18 protein-coding genes and 1 pseudogene are annotated in these 18,121 nt (G+C 61.2%); 11 read left to right on the forward strand and 8 right to left on the reverse strand.

Annotation, left to right across the window (positions count from 1 at the left end):
* The first annotated feature begins 85 nt into the window (after nucleotides 1-85).
* Entirely contained in the window at nucleotides 86-328 is a 243-nt protein-coding gene (locus tag HU719_RS18895) for a hypothetical protein (RefSeq protein ID WP_186521066.1), read from the forward strand.
* On the opposite strand, the gene HU719_RS18900 is transcribed toward HU719_RS18895, so the two are convergent.
* Together HU719_RS18900 and HU719_RS18905 are read right to left on the reverse strand one after the other, a co-directional pair.
* Entirely contained in the window at nucleotides 325-789 is a 465-nt protein-coding gene (locus HU719_RS18900; RefSeq protein ID WP_186521067.1) for a cyclic nucleotide-binding domain-containing protein, read from the reverse strand. The genes HU719_RS18895 and HU719_RS18900 overlap by 4 nt on opposite strands.
* A gap of 87 nt (nucleotides 790-876) precedes the next feature.
* Nucleotides 877-2,913 (reverse strand): S9 family peptidase, encoded by a 2,037-nt coding sequence (locus tag HU719_RS18905; protein ID WP_186536774.1) that lies wholly within the window; start codon nucleotides 2,911-2,913, stop codon nucleotides 877-879.
* A gap of 109 nt (nucleotides 2,914-3,022) precedes the next feature.
* Between HU719_RS18905 and HU719_RS18910 the strand changes: the two genes are divergently transcribed.
* The 7 genes and pseudogenes from HU719_RS18910 (at nucleotide 3,023) to HU719_RS18935 (ending at nucleotide 8,143) form a co-directional block, all read left to right on the forward strand.
* A complete protein-coding gene (locus tag HU719_RS18910) occupies nucleotides 3,023-3,526 on the forward strand; it encodes an MFS transporter (protein ID WP_186536773.1) in 504 nt (167 codons plus the stop codon).
* 16 nt (nucleotides 3,527-3,542) lie between these two features.
* On the forward strand, nucleotides 3,543-4,325 hold the full coding sequence (locus HU719_RS18915) for a class II glutamine amidotransferase (protein ID WP_186521070.1): 783 nt from the start codon (nucleotides 3,543-3,545) through the stop codon (nucleotides 4,323-4,325).
* Complete coding sequence (locus tag HU719_RS18920) at nucleotides 4,326-4,847, forward strand: DUF2937 family protein (RefSeq protein ID WP_186536772.1); 522 nt, start codon at nucleotides 4,326-4,328, stop codon at nucleotides 4,845-4,847. It begins immediately after the preceding gene.
* Between the two features lie 86 nt (nucleotides 4,848-4,933).
* Nucleotides 4,934-5,152 (forward strand): annotated as a pseudogene (locus tag HU719_RS23645) (RHS repeat-associated core domain-containing protein); the annotation flags it as partial.
* A 231-nt stretch (nucleotides 5,153-5,383) separates the two neighbouring features.
* A complete protein-coding gene (locus HU719_RS23650; RefSeq protein ID WP_225917336.1) occupies nucleotides 5,384-5,698 on the forward strand; it encodes a hypothetical protein in 315 nt (104 codons plus the stop codon).
* 544 nt (nucleotides 5,699-6,242) lie between these two features.
* Nucleotides 6,243-7,043 carry an RHS repeat-associated core domain-containing protein gene (locus HU719_RS18930; protein ID WP_186536770.1) on the forward strand — a complete coding sequence of 267 codons (801 nt, stop codon included), beginning with the start codon at nucleotides 6,243-6,245 and terminating at the stop codon, nucleotides 7,041-7,043.
* Between the two features lie 116 nt (nucleotides 7,044-7,159).
* Nucleotides 7,160-8,143: an RHS repeat-associated core domain-containing protein gene (locus HU719_RS18935; protein ID WP_186536769.1), complete on the forward strand. Its 984-nt coding sequence runs from the start codon at nucleotides 7,160-7,162 to the stop codon at nucleotides 8,141-8,143.
* 32 nt (nucleotides 8,144-8,175) lie between these two features.
* On the opposite strand, the gene HU719_RS18940 is transcribed toward HU719_RS18935, so the two are convergent.
* From HU719_RS18940 to HU719_RS18950, 3 genes are all read right to left on the reverse strand, one after another.
* Nucleotides 8,176-9,354: a vWA domain-containing protein gene (locus HU719_RS18940; protein WP_186536768.1), complete on the reverse strand. Its 1,179-nt coding sequence runs from the start codon at nucleotides 9,352-9,354 to the stop codon at nucleotides 8,176-8,178.
* A gap of 12 nt (nucleotides 9,355-9,366) precedes the next feature.
* Nucleotides 9,367-10,212 (reverse strand): AAA family ATPase, encoded by an 846-nt coding sequence (locus tag HU719_RS18945; protein WP_186521076.1) that lies wholly within the window; start codon nucleotides 10,210-10,212, stop codon nucleotides 9,367-9,369.
* A gap of 132 nt (nucleotides 10,213-10,344) precedes the next feature.
* On the reverse strand, nucleotides 10,345-11,418 hold the full coding sequence (locus HU719_RS18950; RefSeq protein ID WP_186521077.1) for a DUF748 domain-containing protein: 1,074 nt from the start codon (nucleotides 11,416-11,418) through the stop codon (nucleotides 10,345-10,347).
* A 133-nt stretch (nucleotides 11,419-11,551) separates the two neighbouring features.
* Between HU719_RS18950 and cysK the strand changes: the two genes are divergently transcribed.
* Together cysK and HU719_RS18960 are read left to right on the forward strand one after the other, a co-directional pair.
* Nucleotides 11,552-12,526 (forward strand): cysteine synthase A, encoded by a 975-nt coding sequence (gene cysK / locus HU719_RS18955; RefSeq protein ID WP_186536767.1) that lies wholly within the window; start codon nucleotides 11,552-11,554, stop codon nucleotides 12,524-12,526.
* A 153-nt stretch (nucleotides 12,527-12,679) separates the two neighbouring features.
* The gene (locus HU719_RS18960) at nucleotides 12,680-13,615 is read left to right on the forward strand and encodes an aspartyl/asparaginyl beta-hydroxylase domain-containing protein (RefSeq protein WP_186521079.1); all 936 of its coding nucleotides are present in this window, start codon (nucleotides 12,680-12,682) and stop codon (nucleotides 13,613-13,615) included.
* 64 nt (nucleotides 13,616-13,679) lie between these two features.
* Here HU719_RS18960 and HU719_RS18965 read toward each other — a convergent pair whose 3' ends face one another.
* On the reverse strand, nucleotides 13,680-14,555 hold the full coding sequence (locus HU719_RS18965; RefSeq protein WP_186521080.1) for an EamA family transporter: 876 nt from the start codon (nucleotides 14,553-14,555) through the stop codon (nucleotides 13,680-13,682).
* A gap of 383 nt (nucleotides 14,556-14,938) precedes the next feature.
* On the opposite strand from HU719_RS18965, the gene aceK reads away from it, so the two are divergent.
* Nucleotides 14,939-16,654, forward strand: a complete 1,716-nt coding sequence (gene aceK / locus HU719_RS18970) for a bifunctional isocitrate dehydrogenase kinase/phosphatase (RefSeq protein WP_186536983.1) — start codon at nucleotides 14,939-14,941, stop codon at nucleotides 16,652-16,654.
* A gap of 38 nt (nucleotides 16,655-16,692) precedes the next feature.
* Here the strand turns inward: aceK and HU719_RS18975 are convergent, their stop codons facing one another.
* Nucleotides 16,693-17,046, reverse strand: a complete 354-nt coding sequence (locus tag HU719_RS18975; RefSeq protein WP_186536982.1) for a hypothetical protein — start codon at nucleotides 17,044-17,046, stop codon at nucleotides 16,693-16,695.
* A gap of 116 nt (nucleotides 17,047-17,162) precedes the next feature.
* Nucleotides 17,163-18,029, reverse strand: a complete 867-nt coding sequence (locus HU719_RS18980; protein ID WP_186536981.1) for a DUF6279 family lipoprotein — start codon at nucleotides 18,027-18,029, stop codon at nucleotides 17,163-17,165.
* Nucleotides 18,030-18,121: the final 92 nt, after the last annotated feature.

The following is an 18,121-nucleotide window of genomic DNA, read 5'->3' on the forward strand; positions in this document are numbered from 1 at the left end:
GCTGGCGCGAGCCTGCGATGAGGCCATGACAGGGTTGTACAAAACAGAATCGCCCAGGCGATGTTCATTGATCAGGAGATGGCAGATGTTACCTGCGATGCTGCTTGTTCTACTGGCTGCCGGGCCGCTGACCCCGCCACCGGGTGCGCCGGGTACCGCAACGCCTACGCCATACCCGCAGATCACCCCAACTAACCCGCCCAAGGCCGCAGCCGGCCAGCCCGGCGCGCCGTTGCTGCCGCCCATCCCTCAGCCCGGGCCACCCAAAGACCAACCCTTGCCTGGGCTGCAGCCAGCGCCAGCCAAACCGCCGGCCAAAGACGATTAAGCCAGGCGCTGGCCGTCCTGCATGCGCAGGCGTCGCGACAGCGTTACCGCCAAGGCGCGGATAATCCGTGCGGCGATACGCGGAGCATCGTTGAGCATTTTGTCCAGCGAGTCCTTGCCCAAGGTCAGTAGTTGGCATTCGCTGGCCGCAACGCAGGTGGCCGAACGCCGCTCGCCGTCGAGTACAGCCATCTCGCCGAAGGCCCGGCCATTGCGCAGCGTGGCGATCTCGGCCAGCGCGCCGTGGCCATCGGTCTTGCGCACCGACACCACGCCGCGGTGCAGGATGCACATGAAGGTGCCGGCATCGCCTTCGCTGAAGATGGTCTGATCTTGCGCGATGGTGCTCAGGCTGAAGTAGCCGGCGGCAGTCTGGAAGTCGCCGGGCTGGAGGGTGTCGAACAGGCCGCAATCCATGAGCATGTCGCGGATTTCGGCGTTCAGGTGGGACTGCTCAGGCATAGGTTGTTCTTCTTGATGTCTGTCGCCAAGGTCAAGCGGCACGCGTCGTTGCAGTGCCGCAAACCCTATGACAGCAAAAACCGTGTTTTACACAACGCCCAGTTCATTCAGCACGAAAGCGTACTCCAGCGCCACATCCCGCAGCCCTTGGTAGCGCCCGCTCATGCCGCCGTGGCCGGCGCCCATCTCGGTCTTGAGCAGCAGCAGGTTGTGGTCGGTTTTCAGCGTGCGCAGGCGCGCTACCCACTTGGCTGCCTCCCAGTACTGCACGCGGCTGTCGTTGTAGCCGGCGATCACCAACATGGCCGGGTAGGGCTGCGCCTTGACGTTCTCGTACGGGGCGTAGGCCTTGATGCGCGCATAGACCTCCGGCTCCTCGGGGTTGCCCCACTCGTCGTATTCGGTGACGGTCAGTGGCAGCTCCGGGTCGAGCATGGTGTTCAGCACATCGACGAACGGCACCTCGGCGATGGCACAGCGGAACAGCTCCGGGCGCAGGTTCAGCACCGCGCCCATCAACAAGCCACCGGCACTGCCACCACTGATGGCCAGGCGTTCGGAACCGGTTACACCGATACCGATCAGGTGCTCGGCGCAGGCAATGAAGTCGCCGAAACTGTTGTGCTTGTGTTCCTGTTTGCCGGCGCGGTACCAGGCTTCGCCCAGCTCACCGCCGCCGCGCACGTGGGCGATGGCAAAGGCCACGCCGCGCTCCAGCAAGCTCAGGCGGGCGTGGGAAAACCACGGGTCGAGGCTCTCGCCGTAGGCACCGTAGCCATACAGGTACAGCGGCACGCACTTGCCTTGGTCGGCGCGGCGGCGCACCAGGCTGATAGGCACCTGCGTGCCATCCTGGGCCTGCGCCCAGAGCCGTTCGCTGACATAGTCGTCGGCGTCGAACGCGCCCAGCACCGGGGTCTGCTTGAGCACTTGCTGGGCGCCGCTCGCGAGGTCCAGCTGGCGCACCTGGGCGGGGCGGTTGAGCGCCTCGTAGCGCAGGCGAATGCGTGGGCTGGCAAATTCCAGGCTGTCCTGCACGTACAGGCTGTAGGCCGCATCCGGCAGCTCAACGCGGTAGGCCGCCAGGCCCTGCGGGTGCACCTCGATGATCGGCAAGCCGCCCTCGCGCAGGCTCAGCGACAGCGCCGAGGCGTTCAGGCTCAGGCCTTCAAGCATCACGGCGTCGCGGTGCGGTACCAGCACCTGCCAGTCGTCACGGGCCGGTACGGCGTCTGCGCCGGCGTGGAACAGGGCAAAGTTGATGCCGTGCTGGTTGCTGCGGATGAACCAGCGCCACTGGCCGTCAAGCTGGCCGTGGTCGGGGAAGTATTCGTGGCCTTCGCTGCGCTGCGCCAGGCAGGTGAAGTCGGCGTGTGGGGTGCTGGCGTCCAGCACCCAGGCTTCGCTGGTGGTCTTGCTGTTGAGCAGCAGCACCAGTTGGCGCTCGGAGCTGGTGCGGTAGCAGTGCAGGAAGAAGCGCCCGTCGGGCTCTTCGAACACCGTGGCGGCATCGGCTGCGCCCAGGGTGTGCCGGCGCAGGCGCCACGGGCGGTGGGTATCGTCAAGTTCGGCGAAGAACAGCGTCTGGCTGTCGTTGGCCCAGGTCATGCTGCCGTCGCAGTCGTCGAAGGGCAGGGTGGTCAACGCGCCGCTGGCCAGGTCCTTGACGTACAACGTGTAGATTTCATCGCCGCTGCTGTCCAGGCTATAGGCCAGCAGGCGGTGATCGGGGCTGATGCTGAACGCGCCGAGCGATAGAAAACCCCCATCGGCCAATTCATTGGGGTCGAGCAGCAGCTCTTCGCCGGCCGGGTCCACGGTGTTGCTGTCGTCAGCCGGGCGCGGGCAGCGATAGTGGCGCGGGTACTCGTCACCGGCGGTGGTGCGGGTGTAGTAAAGGTAGGGCCCCCACGGCGAGGGCAGGGACAGGTCGGTTTCGAGGATGCGGCTTCTTATCTCGTCGAACAGCTGCTCGCGAAGCTCGGCCTGTTCGGCCAGGCACGCTTGCTGATAGGCGTTTTCCTGCTCCAGGTAGGCCAGCACTTCGGGGGTGTCGCGCTGTTGCAGCCAGGCGTAGGGGTCGGCGGCCTGATCCTTGCGAGCGACGGGGGGCTTGATCTGCATTCTGGGTCTCTTGATTAAGGCCGGCACAGCCCGCGAATGGGGATGGGGGCGCCTGTGGCGGTAAAAGTGTTTATCATAGGCGTCTCTTTACCTGGCTTGCACCCACACCATGACCGAACACGACTATCTGTTGGCCTGGGGCGTTTACGCCGTTGCCGCCCTGGGCTGCCTGCTGGTGGCTTTCAAGTTCACCGGCTGGATGTGGCGCTGGCTGCGCGAGCCGCTGCGGGTGATCGTCGCCGTGCTGCTGCTGACCCCGACCATCGTCGACCCGGTCAAGGACAGCTTCGCCCCGGCCATTGCCATCACCGTGCTGGATGTCGCCTTCAAAGTCGGCAACAACGCCCTGCGCGCAGCGTCTGACCTGGCCATGTACGGCATGTTCGCCTTCGCGTTGTACATTGTCTTCGTGCTGATCCGCTGGCCACTTGAAAGGCGCGCCCGCGAGCGCCGTGCCCAGCGTGAGGCCGCTGCCCAGCGCCAGGCCAAGGAAGACGACGAAGTGATGGTCGAGGTGGCAGCCGATAGCCATGACCGTTACCGCCAGGACCCACCCGCCGCCCCAGCGCGCCCCATCGGCGCTGGCCAGGGCCGCGTCGAACCCCGTCTGTAGGCCAGGAGCTGCGAGCATGTGCGAACTGCTGGGCATGAGTGCCAACGTCCCCACCGATATCGTCTTCAGCTTCACCGGCCTGATGCAGCGCGGCGGCCGCACCGGGCCGCACCGAGACGGCTGGGGCATCGGCTTCTACGAAGGGCGCGGCCTGCGGCTGTTCCAGGACCCGGCTGCCAGCAGCGAGTCGGAGGTGGCCAACCTGGTGCAGCGCTACCCGATCAAAAGCGAAGTCGTCATTGGCCATATCCGCCAGGCCAACGTCGGCCGCGTGTGCCTGTCCAACACCCACCCGTTCGTGCGCGAACTGTGGGGCCGCAACTGGTGCTTTGCGCACAACGGCCAGCTCGGCGACTTCAGTGGCCTGCGCACCTTCTACCGGCCGGTGGGCGACACCGACAGCGAAGCGGCATTCTGCGACCTGCTCAACCGTATCCGCGAGGCCTTTCCGGAGCCTGTTGAAATCGAGCAGTTGCTACCGGTGCTGGTCGAGGCCTGCAGCGAGTACCGCAGCAAAGGCGTATTCAACTGCCTGCTCAGCGACGGTGACTGGCTGTTCTGCTTCTGCTCGACAAAACTTGTGCACATTACCCGGCGCGCCCCGTTTGGCGCTGCACGCTTGAAAGATGTCGACCTGATCGTCGATTTTCACACGCAAACCACCCCCAACGACGTGGTCACGGTGATCGCCACCGAGGCCTTGACCGAAAACGAGACCTGGAACCGCTACGAGCCGGGTCAATGGGCCCTGTGGCGGCACGGCGAGTGCACCGCCCACGGGCAAAGCCAAGGACGCTGAATGTTCAGAAGTTACCTGCGGTTGCTGTTGTTCACCTTCGGCCTGCTGGCCGGTATTCAGGTGCCTGGGCTGGTCAACGACTACAGCCAGCGGGTCGAGGCGCACCTGCTTGAATCGCGCCAGGCCCTGGATGGCTTCCGGCAGACGGCCCAGCGCTTCTTCGGCGGCGACCTGCAGGCGCTGGTGCGCCATTACCGCAGCAGCGATGACCCGGTGTTCAACAGCGATGCCAACAGCATCGACAGCCTGCTGATCCGCAACCAACTGCTGGAGAACGAATGGCAAGCACTGCAGGGCTCGTGGGTTAGCCGCACCTGGCATGTGCTGGTGCAACCGGAGCCTGCGCTGCGCGAAGAGACGCTCAAGGGTTACAGCTACCAGATTCTGCTGGTGCCCGAGGCCATTGGTTGGGGCATCGGCGCGGGCTTTGTGCTGGCGTTCGTGGTCGAGAGCCTGTTGCTGGTGGTTGGCTGGGTGGTGCTGGGCGGGCGGCGCAAGGCTGTGAAAGAGAGCTGGCGCTAAACCCATTACCTGGAATTTTTGTCAGTGGACCGGCAAAGTTCAGCCTTCTATGCTGGCAGCTCTAACAGCTGCCAGGTACGAATGTGATGGATGCCTCTCCAAACACTCGGAAAAAACCGCGTGTTCGCTCGTACTCAGCCTACGGGTATGCAGCAGCCATAAATGAGTCAGTATTTCTAGGGTTTACCGGGCAGCTTCTTGATCCCATTAGCGGATGTTATCTGCTGGGTCTTGGCCATCGAGCATATAGCCCGATATTGATGCGGTTCCAAAGTCCGGATCACTTGAGCCCCTTTAATGCCGGAGGTATCAACTGTTATGTCTACTGTCTTGGCGATCCGCTTAATCACGTCGATCCCAGCGGGCGTATTGGGAGGCCTGTGCAGTTACCCTACCGGGCTCGGCCAATTCCAAGCCAGCTAATGAGTCGTGAAATTAATGGTCCCGGTCCTTCGCTGTCTATTCGGCTGCTCCCTAATGAGCAAGTGAGGACCTACATAAATGCAACCTCAGCATCCCCACGCCGGGGTCTACTCATGGATGCGACTGAAAATGCGTTGGCGTCCATAAGCCCTCCGCGAGATGCCGGTGTTTCAGTAGGGTTGCTAGCAGCGGATGCACGCTTTCTTGAGGACAATGTTCATTCCCACAGCCGGCAAATAGCCCTTCACGAACAGTTTGGCAGAGCACAACTGGCAGAAGTCGCTATGAATAAAATGCAGCTTGCAATCACGTTGTTCCGTGGAATCGCAAGCGGGCGACGAAACTATTTGATGAAGCGGGGAGCGTTGCATCCAGCTGACCCGATGGTTGGTCAGATCGAGCGTATGGTGCCACTCATTCGTGAGTGAAGCGACCTTCATGCATTCGCTTCCCACAAATACTGCGCCAGCCCGTGATACAGATGTCTGGCTCAGATCCTGTGGGAGATCACCCAGCCCTTCCGGACTGCGCTGTCGCGCAGAGAACTGGGCACCGTGGGAGCGGGCTTGCCCCGCGATACCGGCTTAGCCGGTGCCATCCATCGCGGTGGTTCGGCATTCCGAGCAAGCCCGCTTCGGCTGCATGGTTTTGTGCAAGCTTGTGGAGGCCTCATCGCAGGCTGGCGCCAGCTCCCACAAATACTGCGCCGGCCCGTAATAGCGATGCCTGGCTCAGACCCTGTGGGAGCTGGCGCCAGCCTGCGATGAGGCCGGTACAGGCTTGCAGATAACTGACGTGCGGACTTGCTCGGCTGAATCCCGTTACCTGATAAGTTTGCCAGTTGGCAGACGTTCGCGCGCTAGTCACCATTAGCCAGGAAAACAGGCCTGGCCGCAGCGGCGCAGGCATGGCTTCATACCAACGGTCTCGCTTGATAGTTCGCATGGGGCTTACTGAAAACAGGGTCTATCAATGCGCCTAGCTTACAGCCCATACGGCTTATCAGACTCCCCACCCGAGAACTATTGCCTGGCATTCAATGGCGAGCTTTGGCAAGCCGCGTTTCAGGGCTATCTGCTGGGTAATGGCAGAAGACCGTTCAACCCTATCCTGATGAGATTCATGACGGCGGACCGGATGAGTCCGTTCGGGCGCGGAGGGCTGAATACGTATGCTTACTGTGCTGGTGATCCCATCAATAATGTTGACCCTTCGGGCCATTTCTTCCTGCCCTCCAGATTAGCCCACGCGATCAATTCGAAGGCAGGAAGGACAGTTTTCAATGCCCGGAAACGTATGCCGTTTAAAGATTTTGGCGTTGACACCAGCCTGGATCCCTATAAGTTGAAACGCGCGCTAAAACGGGGGGAGGTGGAGGGGGTGGTTGCAGTAATACCCACTGGCTCTATAGGCGCTGTGATGGATAAGTACCCCACTCAAGCGCGCCAGGTATTTACAGAGTCCACCCGTCTGGCCTTCGAGGAAGTGGTTAGCCAGGCTGCCCGCCGCGCTATAGATGGGGCGGGCTTCGTTGCTGAGCCGCGGCTTCACGGGCTGGCCATTCACGACGCCACGGCTGTGGCGCTTGTTGCCAGCGGTTTGAGCGATAAGTTGGGGAGTCACGGTGTTCCGCTATTGCTCCAAGCCGCGTGGTTCAAAGACAATAATGGCCTGGGCATACAAAAAATCCTCAGTAGAAGATTGAATGCATTGAGAGCCGGGCAACATATCCCAATCGATGACTGGTATGCGAGCTTGAACCCGTACCTTTAAGATGAAATATCTCGGTGAGTGCTCACGGTAAAACTAGTAATTTTGTCAGTAGCGAGCTAAGCGTGAATCGAAAATGCTAGGGGTAACTCTGAAATATTTGGACGGGGCACAACCTGATGACGAAATCATATTTCTTCTATCAAGAGAGCTTGTTCGTACTCGAATTATTGAGCAGCGGCGCAAAACGTATCGTCTGGGCCGGCACCTTCCCTTTGGGCGAGCAGCAAGCGGACGCCACACTTTGCTTCGCGGTGGATGGAAGCAATACGGTATTGGAAGCAGGGGGGCGTCATTATGCCTACACCCCGTTTGGTGGTGATCCCCTGGAGCCGGATAAGCTCACGATTGACTTCACCGGGGCGCCATGGCGAGAAATGCTCGGCGGTTACCTGCTGGGAAATGGGTATCGCTGCTATAAGCCGGCACTGATGAGATTTTGCTCGCCCGATAGGCTCAGCCCTTTCAAAGAAGGCGGTTTCAACGCCTACTGCTATTGTGGAAATAACCCGGTCAGTTATGTGGATCCATCCGGGGCGAGCTTTTTTTCAGTAATGAAAAGCAATATTGAGATGTTTTTTACTTCACCAAAGACGCTGCTCCATGCTCACCGCTCTTTGGACCCCCCTACATTTTTTTCACGTTTCAGTGATTTACATCACGGCATGGTGGAGCAGGTGTTCAATGTGATACAAGATCCGAGTCGTAGGAATGTTTCGAGTGTTGGGGGTAATTTACTTAGTAATTCGATAAATTTTCCATCGGCCGCTAGTAACCGTATTGTTGAACATGCCACTCTAAATTTGCTTGATGCCATATCTAGCGGACGTCGATCTTCCACTGGGATTTTCCCTCAAGATCTTGATAGGCTCCCTCGTTTTAGATCAGCGACTAACCGCATCCCATATAAGTTCCATTCCCCCGAGCTGAGCCACATGGCGCGGGGTGACCGGGAATGGGGGCGTGACGGTCAAGAAGTTGATATTGTGTGGCACAAGCCTGTAGTTGTTCAGCGCTCGAGTTTCCTCCGAGGGGAGTCTGCAGCGCTTCATTCGAACGACTTTTTCCGTGTGAATGAAGACGGTCGTTTGGTGAGGCGATAGGGTTGCTGCAATTTCTTGTTATGGATTTTCGATTATTTAGAGAGATACTTCATCCCATCCTCCAACCCCTGCAAAGTCAACGGATACATCCGGTCCTCGATCAACTCCCGCACCAGATGCGTCGAGGCGGTGTAGTCCCATGTCTGCCGCGGATACGGGTTAATCCAGATGATCTTCTTGAATTTGGCCATGAAGCGCTGCATCCATACATACCCCGCCTCTTCGTTCCAGTGCTCGACACTGCCGCCTGGCTGGGTGATCTCATACGGCGCCATGGCTGCATCGCCGACAAACACCACTTTGTAGTCCTCGCCGTACTTGTGCAGCAGGTCGAAGGTCGCCAGACGCTCTGAGGTGCGGCGCAGGTTGTTCTTCCACACCGACTCGTAGACGAAATTGTGGAAGTAGTAGTACTCCAGGTGCTTGAACTCGGTCTTGCACGCCGAAAACAGTTCTTCGCACACCTTCACATGGGCATCCATCGAACCGCCGATGTCGAACAGCAACAGCAGTTTTACTGTGTTGCGCCGCTCGGGGCGCATCTGGATGTTCAATAGCCCCGCGTCTCGGGCGGTATGGTCGATGGTGCCGTCGATGTCCAGCTCTTCTGCCGCGCCCTGGCGGGCGAACTTGCGCAGCCGGCGCAGGGCTAGCTTGATGTTGCGTGTGCCCAGTTCGACCTGGTCGTCGAGGTTTTTGTACTCGCGCTGGTCCCACACTTTTACCGCCTTGCCCTGGCGTTCGCCGGCATCCCCGACGCGAATGCCCTCGGGGTTGAAGCCGCCAGAGCCGAACGGGCTGGTGCCGCCCGTACCGATCCACTTGTTGCCGCCCGCGTGGCGTTCTTTCTGCTCTTCGAGGCGTTTCTTGAATGCTTCGATCAGCTTGTCCAGCCCGCCCAGGGACTGGATTTGCGCGCGGTCCTCGTCGCTCAGTGAGCGCTCGAACTCCTTGCGCAGCCATTCATCGGGGATCAGCGCCTCGATGTGCCGGTCGAGGTTTTCCAGGCCCTTGAAGTACGCCGCAAACGCGCGGTCAAACTTGTCGAAGTGGCGCTCGTCCTTCACCAGGATGGCGCGGGCCAGGTAGTAGAACGCGTCCATGTCGGCGAACACCACGTGCTTTTGCAAGGCGTGGTGCAGGTCGAGCAGCTCGCGTACCGATACCGGTACCTTGGCTGCGCGCATTTCATTGAAAAGGTTGAGCAGCATGCCCGGCTCCTGTCAGCGGTTGCCGCGTCGGCTCATGAACGCCAGGCGCTCCAGCAACGTCACATCCTGCTCGTTCTTCACCAGGGCGCCGGCCAGCGGCGGGATGGCCTTGGTCGGGTCGCGCTCGCGCAGCACCGCTTCGCCGATGTTGTCGGCCATCAGCAGCTTGAGCCAGTCGACCAGCTCGGACGTGGAGGGCTTTTTCTTCAGGCCCGGCACCTTGCGCACATCGAAGAACACATCCAGCGCCTCGCTGACCAGCGACTGGCTGATGTTGGGGTAGTGCACATCGACGATGCGCTGCAGGGTGTCGCGGTCCGGGAACGCGATGTAATGGAAGAAGCAGCGGCGCAGGAAGGCGTCGGGCAGCTCCTTTTCGTTGTTGGAGGTAATGATGATGATCGGGCGCTGCTTGGCCTTGATGGTCTCGTCGATTTCGTAGACGTAGAACTCCATCTTGTCGAGTTCCTGCAACAGGTCGTTGGGGAACTCGATGTCGGCCTTGTCGATTTCATCGATCAGCAGAATAACCCGCTCATCGGCCTCGAAGGCTTCCCACAACTTGCCCTTTTTCAGGTAGTTGCGCACGTCGTGAACCTTGTCCACGCCCAGCTGCGAATCGCGCAGGCGGCTGACCGCGTCGTACTCGTACAGGCCCTGGTGGGCCTTGGTGGTGGACTTGATGTGCCAGGTAATCAGGCGCGCGCCAAACGATGCTGCCAGTTGCTCGGCAAGCATGGTCTTGCCGGTGCCCGGCTCGCCCTTGACCAGCAGTGGGCGCTCGAGGGTGATGGCCGCGTTGACCGCCAGTTTCAGGTCGTCTGTGGCGACGTAGTCGCGGGTGCCTTCGAACTTCATTGAGCGATCCTCTGCAGGGCCCTGTCGCGGGGCTTGGCTGTTCATTGATTGCCGGGGACTATAACCCTGCCTCCGGCTTGCTGAAAACGCAGACCGGCCATTCAGTCCATGAATGGCCCGTCACAGGCGCGTTTAGTCGGATTCAGGCTTGGGCTGTTCGTAACGTGCGTTGAACGCCTGCACAAAGCCGTTGCGCAAGATCTGCAAGAACGCCTCGAAACCGCTGATATCTTGCTGGTGCACGTTGCCGCTGAGCTCTACGCGGGTGGCGAACTGGTTCTTGCGCTGGTTTTTCAGCACGGTTTCGCTGGCCCCGACCAACGCTTCCCACACCGAGCGGAAAAAGCCCTTGTTCTTGTTTTCGACGTCCTGTTGCCAGTTGAACACGTCAACATCGCGCAGCAGCGGCTTGATATAGCCATTGAGCTGGCCTTTCTCGGCTTCGGCCTCGATCACCACATCGCCGTGGCCGGCATTGAAATCGAACTTGCCGTAGGCACTGGCGAAGTCATTGAGCCGGCGCAGTTCGATGCCCGTTGCCCGCAGCCGGAACTGGAAGTCGTCAAAGTCGCTGAACGGGTCAAAGGTGGCGCGGCTCTCGACCTTGGCGTCACCCAGCAAGACGGCGGTGGCATCGAAGCTGGCATCGCGCCGGCCGCTTTCGTCGCGCACGTTGGTCAGGTTGCGAATACTCGCCTGCAATTGGGTGGCCTTGAGGTGGACCGGGGGCTTGGAGTTGAAATTACGGAAGGTCAGCGTGCCTTGGTCGATGCGCACCTCATCAAGGGTGATGGGCAGCAGTTTTTCCAGTTGCTGGCGCCAGTCGGTGCCGCGGCCGGTCTGCGAGTTCTGCGGGTTGCCGCCGTCGACGAAGTTCAGCTCGGGGTGGGCGAAGGTCACGGTGCCGACCACGGCATGGTCGTACCACAGCGAATGCCAGCTCACCGACAGGTCGATCACTGGGGCATCGAGCAGCGGCACTGGCACTTTGCCGCTGACTTTGACGATCTTCAGGCCGTTGATCTGATAGGCGCCGCGCCACCACGCCAGGTCGACATCGGTCACCTGGCCTCGGTATTCGCCCATGTCGGCCAGCTTGTCGTTGAGGTAATCGCGCACCAGGTACGGCAAGGCCAGGTGCAAGGCCACCAGCAGTACGGCCAAGCTGGCCAGGGTGATCAGCGGCCAGCGGTAGCGGGCTTTCATCAGCGGTCCTCCAGGTCGGTATGGGCGGTTGACCGCAGGCAGCGCGCGCGAGTTCGAACGGGCTTTACGCACCCTCGGCTACGGGCTTACCCTTTTGCATTCAGTTGCTTCACTCGACCCTCAAGGACCTGCCATGAGCCGTATCTACGCAGACAACGCCCATTCCATCGGCAACACGCCGCTGGTGCAGATCAACCGCATCGCCCCGCGTGGGGTGACCATCCTGGCCAAGATCGAAGGGCGCAACCCGGGCTATTCGGTCAAATGCCGGATTGGCGCGAACATGGTCTGGGACGCCGAAAGCAGCGGCAAGCTCAAGCCTGGCATGACCATCGTCGAGCCTACTTCGGGCAATACCGGCATTGGCCTGGCCTTCGTGGCCGCCGCCCGTGGCTACAAGCTGATGCTGACCATGCCGGCCTCGATGAGCCTGGAGCGGCGCAAGGTGCTCAAGGCCCTGGGCGCAGAACTGGTGCTCACCGACCCCGACAAAGGCATGAAAGGCGCCATCGACAAGGCCAACGAAATTGTCGCGTCCGACCCTGCCCAGTACTTCCTGCCGGGCCAGTTTGAAAACCCGGCCAACCCGGCAATCCACGAAAAGACCACGGGCCCGGAAATCTGGAACGATACCGACGGCGCGGTGGATGTGCTGGTCGCAGGCGTCGGCACCGGCGGCACCATCACGGGCATTTCGCGTTACATCAAGCACACCCAAGGCAAGCCGATCGTGTCGGTGGCTGTCGAGCCGGTCAGCTCGCCGCTGATCACCCAGACCTTGGCCGGCGAAGAGCTCAAGCCGAGCAAGCACAAGATCCAGGGCATCGGCGCAGGCTTTGTGCCGAAAAACCTCGACCTGTCGATTGTCGACCGCGTCGAGACGGTGACCGATGAAGAGTCCAAGGCCATGGCCATCCGCCTGATGCAGGAGGAGGGGATTCTCTGCGGTATTTCTTGCGGTGCCGCCATGGCTGCCGCGGTGCGTCTGGCCGAAAAGCCCGAGATGCAGGGCAAGACCATTGTGGTGATCCTGCCGGACTCCGGTGAGCGCTACCTGTCGAGCATGCTGTTCAGCGACTTGTTCAGCGAGCAGGAAAACCAGCAGTAAGCGGCAAGTCGCACGCTTGAAGCTGCAAGAGGGCGCATGTGTTGATACAGATCAGCTTGCCCCTTGCAGCGACAGGCTTGCAGCTCCCCCGGAGGGGGTTATGATGTGCGGCTATCTGGGCATGGCCTGATTTCCCCTCCCAAGGAGTGTTGCATGACCTTTTCCTTTGTCGCCAAGGCGGGTGTCCTGCTGGTGTTCATCGCCAGCGTGCTGTACGTGCACCTGCGCGGCAAGGCCCGCCTGCCGGTGCTGCGCCAGTTCGTCAACCACTCGGCGCTGTTCGCACCGTACAACGCATTGATGTACCTGTTCTCCGGCGTGCCGTCCAAGCCCTACCTCGACCGCCAGCGCTTCCCGGAGCTCGATGTGCTCAAGGACAACTGGCAGACCATCCGTGAGGAGGCCATGCGCCTGTTCGACGAGGGTTACATCCGCGCCGCCGAAAAAGACAACGACGCAGGCTTTGGTTCGTTCTTCAAGAAGGGCTGGAAGCGCTTTTACCTGAAGTGGTACGACAAACCGCTGCCATCGGCCGAAGCGCTGTGCCCGAAAACCGTCGAGCTGGTCAGCCGCATCCCTAACGTAAAAGGCGCAATGTTCGCCCTGTTGCCTGGCGGCAGCCACCTGAACCCGCACCGCGACCCGTTTGCCGGCTCCCTGCGCTATCACTTGGGGCTGTCCACGCCGAACTCCGACAACTGCCGTATCTATGTCGACGGTGAGCCCTACGCCTGGCGCGATGGCGAGGATGTGATGTTCGACGAGACCTACGTGCACTGGGTCAAGAACGAAACCGACGTCACTCGCGTCATCTTGTTCTGCGACGTCGAGCGCCCGCTCAACAGCCCGCTGATGACCCGCATCAACCGCAGCGTCAGCGCCTTCCTCGGCCGTGCCACTGCGCCGCAGAACACCGACGAAGAGCGCGTTGGCGGCATCAACCAGGCCTATGCCTGGAGCAAGCGCTTCAGCAACGTCATCAGCGCGCGGGTGAAAACCTTCAAACGCGCCAACCCCAAGGCCTACCGCGTGCTGCGGCCAGTGCTGGCGGTGCTGGTGGCTTACGCGCTGTATCGCTGGTTGTTCTGATCAACCTTTGCATCTGATGGAAAAGGAGCAGCGTGCTGCTCCTTGTAATGCCGGCGGCGTACCCTCAGCGCTTGGCCGGGCGCAACACCAGCCACAACGCCACCCCGATCAACAGCCCGCCATACAGGTGCGCCATCGACAGTGGCTCATCCAGCAACCATGCCCCCCACAGTACGCCGAACGCCGGGATCAGGAAGGTCACGGTGGTGGCTTTGACCGGCCCGATTTCGCCGAGCAGGCGGAAATACAGGATGTAGGCGAACGCTGTGCACACAAGGCCCAGGCCTAGCAGCGACCCCCACACCTGCCAACCGCCCCAGCTGGCCGGAGGCTGGGTGATAGCGCTCCAGGCAAACAGTGGGGTCAGCAGCAGGGTTGCGCCGAGCATGCTGCCGAGCGCTGAAAGACGGCTGTCCAGGTCGCTGACCCAGCGCCGGGCCAGGTAACCGGCAAAGCCGTAGCAGGTAGTTGCCGCCAGGCACGCCAGCGCGCCTTGCATAAGCGCCCAATCCAGCGCCACGGGGCCGGCGCCGCTGAGGATGCCGACGCCGAACAGGCCGAGGAAGATGCCGCAGAGTTTGGGTAGCGTCATGGCCTCGCGGAAGAACAGCGCGCCGATCAGCACGCCCATCAGCGGGGTGGTGGCGTTGAAAATCGCCGAATAACCCGCTGGCAGTACCTGGGCGGCTACCGCGTAGAAGGTCGCGGGTATGCCTGAGTTGATCATGCCCAGTACCAGGCAGGCGCCGAGTTTGCCCTGGAAGTCCCAGCGCACCCGCGCCAGCGTGACGATAGCCACCAGCCCCAGGCAGGCGATGGAGACGCGCAGGAACGCCGTCGGCACGGTGCCGAGCACCGGGGCGATGATGCGCATGAACAGAAAGCTCGCGCCCCAGACAGCGGCAAGGGTCAGCAGGCGGGCAAGGGCGATGGGCGTCACGGCGGTCTCCGGCGGTAGGGCAGGGGCAGGAGTTTACGTCAGTGGGTGGGAGATCCTCTGGTTTTTTGTACAAGCCAGTTCTCGCCAGATATATCTCCTTGTGGCGAGCGGGCTTGTCCCGCGTTGGGCTGCGCAGCAGCCCTGAAAACCCAAGGGTAATCCTCAGGGCTGCTGCGCAGCCCAACGCGGGACAAGCCCGCTCGCCACAACTCTCTGTTAATTTTCACAGGATTGGGTTCAACCAGCAATGTAGTGGTTGAGCACGGCCTGCGTGGGGGCGGGCTTGCTCGGAAGGCAGAACCACCGCAATTTGGCCGTCGCCGGCCCCGAAAAAGCCGCAGCCGACTAATCTCTCTAGCTCACCCCTGCGCGAGATCGCCCGCATGGCACAGCCCTGGCCCGCCGTCGACATCGCGCGGATGATCCTCGATGGCTTCGACGACTACCGCGAGCACTTTCGCAGCATCACCCTGGGTGCCCGCGAACGCTTCGAGCAGGCGCGCTGGCAGGCTATCCAGCAGGCCGCCGCGGCGCGGATAACCCTGTACGAAGAAAAGGTCACCGAGGTCAACGGCTGGCTACGCCAGGCCTTTGCTACCCAGGGGTTGATGGAGGTAGAGCACTGGCCGCAGGTCAAGCATGCCTACATCCAGTTGATCGACCCGCGCCTGGACGATGAGCTGGCCGAAACCTGGTACAACTCGCTGTTCTGCAGCCTGTTCAGCCACGACCAGATCAGCGATACCTGCATGTTCATCCATAGCACCCGCCCGCCGCAGCGTAGCCACCAGCGCGCTGCGCAGACTCGCAGGTACAGCCAGCCAGCAGGGGTCGAAAGCCTGTTGCGCGCAATCTTCGCCGATCATGCCTTCAACGTGCCGTTCGCTGACCTTGAGGCTGACCTGGCGCGGTTACTCCAGCAGTTGCGCGACAGCGTGCCGGACTGGGTGTGCAAAGACCCGGCATTGACCGCCGAACTGTTCACCCCGGTGCTGTACCGCAACAAAGGCGCCTACCTGCTGGGCCGGCTGTACAACGCCGATGAACAGTGGCCGCTGGTCATCGCGCTGGTGCATCGCGAAGGGCACGGCATCGTCGCCGATACGCTGATCACCGATGAGGCCGAGGTATCGATCATCTTCTCCTTCACCCGCTCGTACTTCATGGTCGATGTGCCAGTGCCGGCGGAGTTCGTCAATTTTCTCAAGCGCATTTTGCCCGGCAAGCACATTGCCGAGCTGTACACCTCTATTGGCTTTTACAAGCACGGAAAATCGGAGTTCTACCGCGCCCTGATCAACCACCTGGCCCACAGCGACGACCGCTTTGTCATGGCCGCAGGGGTGCGGGGCATGGTGATGAGCGTGTTCACGCTGCCCGGTTTCAACACCGTGTTCAAGGTCATCAAGGACCGTTTTTCACCCTCCAAGACTGTCAACCGTGCCACGGTGATCGAAAAATACCGCCTGGTGAAAAGCGTCGACAGAGTGGGCCGTATGGCCGATACCCAGGAGTTTGCCGATTTTCGCTTCCCGCTGGCCAAGTTCGAGCCTGAGTGCCTGGCTGAATTGCTGGAGGTCGCGCCCTCCACCGTGGTGCTTGAGGGCGATACCGTACTGATCCGCCACTGTTGGACCGAGCGGCGCATGACCCCGCTCAACCTGTACCTGGAGCAAGCCAGCGAAGCCCAGGTGCTGGAGGCCCTGGAAGACTATGGGCTGGCCATCAAGCAACTGGCGGCGGCGAATATTTTCCCCGGCGACATGCTGCTGAAGAACTTCGGCGTTACCCGCCATGGCCGTGTGGTGTTCTACGACTACGACGAGATCAGCTACCTGACCGAGGTTAACTTCCGGCACATTCCGCCGCCGCGCCACCCCGAAGACGAAATGTCGGGCGAGCCTTGGTATTCGATTGGCCCGCACGATGTGTTCCCGGAAGAGTTTCCGCCGTTTCTGTTCGCCGATATGGGCCAGCGGCGCTTGTTCAGCCGTTTGCACGGCGACCTGTACGACGCCGGCTACTGGCAGGGGCTGCAAGAGGCGATTCGCGCGGGGAAGGTGATTGATGTGTTTCCGTATCGTCGCAAGGGGCGCTGAGGTGTGGCAGCGGCGTCGCTGCCACATTCTGGCTTGACTCAGAGCACTTTCAAGGCCATCTGGGCGCCGGCCTTGAGGTACTCGAGTTGCGAGACAAGCGCATCGCGAACGATGGCCGCTCCGGTGCCGCTGAGCTTGGCTTTTTTCGCATCCACAACCGCCAGTTGCAGCAACTGCATGGTCACATCCACCGAGTGCATGTAAGCGGTCAGGTTGCTGTTGCGCTTGCCGAAGAGCTCGACCAGTTTTTCCATGCGTTTGTCGGCGTCGTCACGCAACGACTGGAATTCGGTCACGGTAATTTTTCCGTCGGCATTCACGTCGCTGAGAAGCGCCTCCAGCGATGCGGATTGGAAAAGGTTGTACTCCAGATTGGGCAGGTCGGTTTTCATGCGCTGATCTCGGTAGGGAACAAGAAATTGCCGGGCACCGGCATACGCAATCTGCCCCAGCCTGCATCAGCACCTGCGGTGAATAATCACTACCTTGGCCTGCGCAAGTGAGTGCCTCAACCGGCCACCTTCAGGCATTTCAACTCACTGAAATCGGTGCGCACCTTGCTCAGCCGCTGTTCAAGCAGCGCCCGCTGCTGCGGGGTGCTCTGTTTCATCAGGTCCACCAGCAGGCTGCGCGCCTGTTGCTCGGTGTTCTGGAAGGCAGCCCTGTAGGCCGGCGTCCACAGGCTTTCCTTGCGCTGCAGCAACTGCGCAAGGCGTGGCTCAAAGCTTGGGCTGCTGCGCTGGTCCATCACCAGAACCAGTTGCTGCTGCCAGTGCGCGCGGTTGGCGATCCACTGGCTGTTCTGGTCGCCCAGGGCCTGGGACCAGCTTTTGACCCGCTGGCGCTGCTGCGCGGTGAGTTCGCCCAGCCAAGGCTGCAAGCGTTTCTGCATGCGCGTTGCACGCTTTTCGACCTGCTCGGGCAACGGCGTGTCCACGTACTCTTTCTGGCGCTGGGCAATGTCGTCACGAAACGCCTGGCGCATCTCTGCCACCTGGCGGTCGCTCATGCCGCGCAGCAATTCGGTGGCCGACGGTGTCACCTGTTCGGCAACCCGGCCGATCGCCTCGCGGGCCTCTGCGGTGCGCTGCTGCAGCGCCTGGTCGGTGACGGCGTTGTCGGCCACCATCTGGCGGACGCGGTCGAGCCAGTCGAGGTAGCCGGGCAACTGCGTGGTGCAGTGCCAGGCCAGGTGGGTTTTCAGCCGCTCGTCGAGCAGGCTCTTCTGCTCGCGGTTCATGTCCAGGTAGTCGCCTAGCGACCACGGCACAAGGCGGTCGAGGTTGCGGTAGGCCAGGTCGATACGGCTGCAGGCGCCAAGCGCCAGGGCGCAAGCGATGAAGGTGAGCAGGGCTTTGGTCAGGCGTGACTGCATGAGCGGATCCTTGCAAGGGCTGGCCAGGCGATAGACGCAAGGTAAGCGCGGCGGTTCCACCCGGGCGGGCGAACGGGTCAGGTGTTAGAATA

Source organism: Pseudomonas farsensis (assembly GCF_014268805.2).
Taxonomy (GTDB): Bacteria; Pseudomonadota; Gammaproteobacteria; order Pseudomonadales; family Pseudomonadaceae; genus Aquipseudomonas; species Aquipseudomonas farsensis.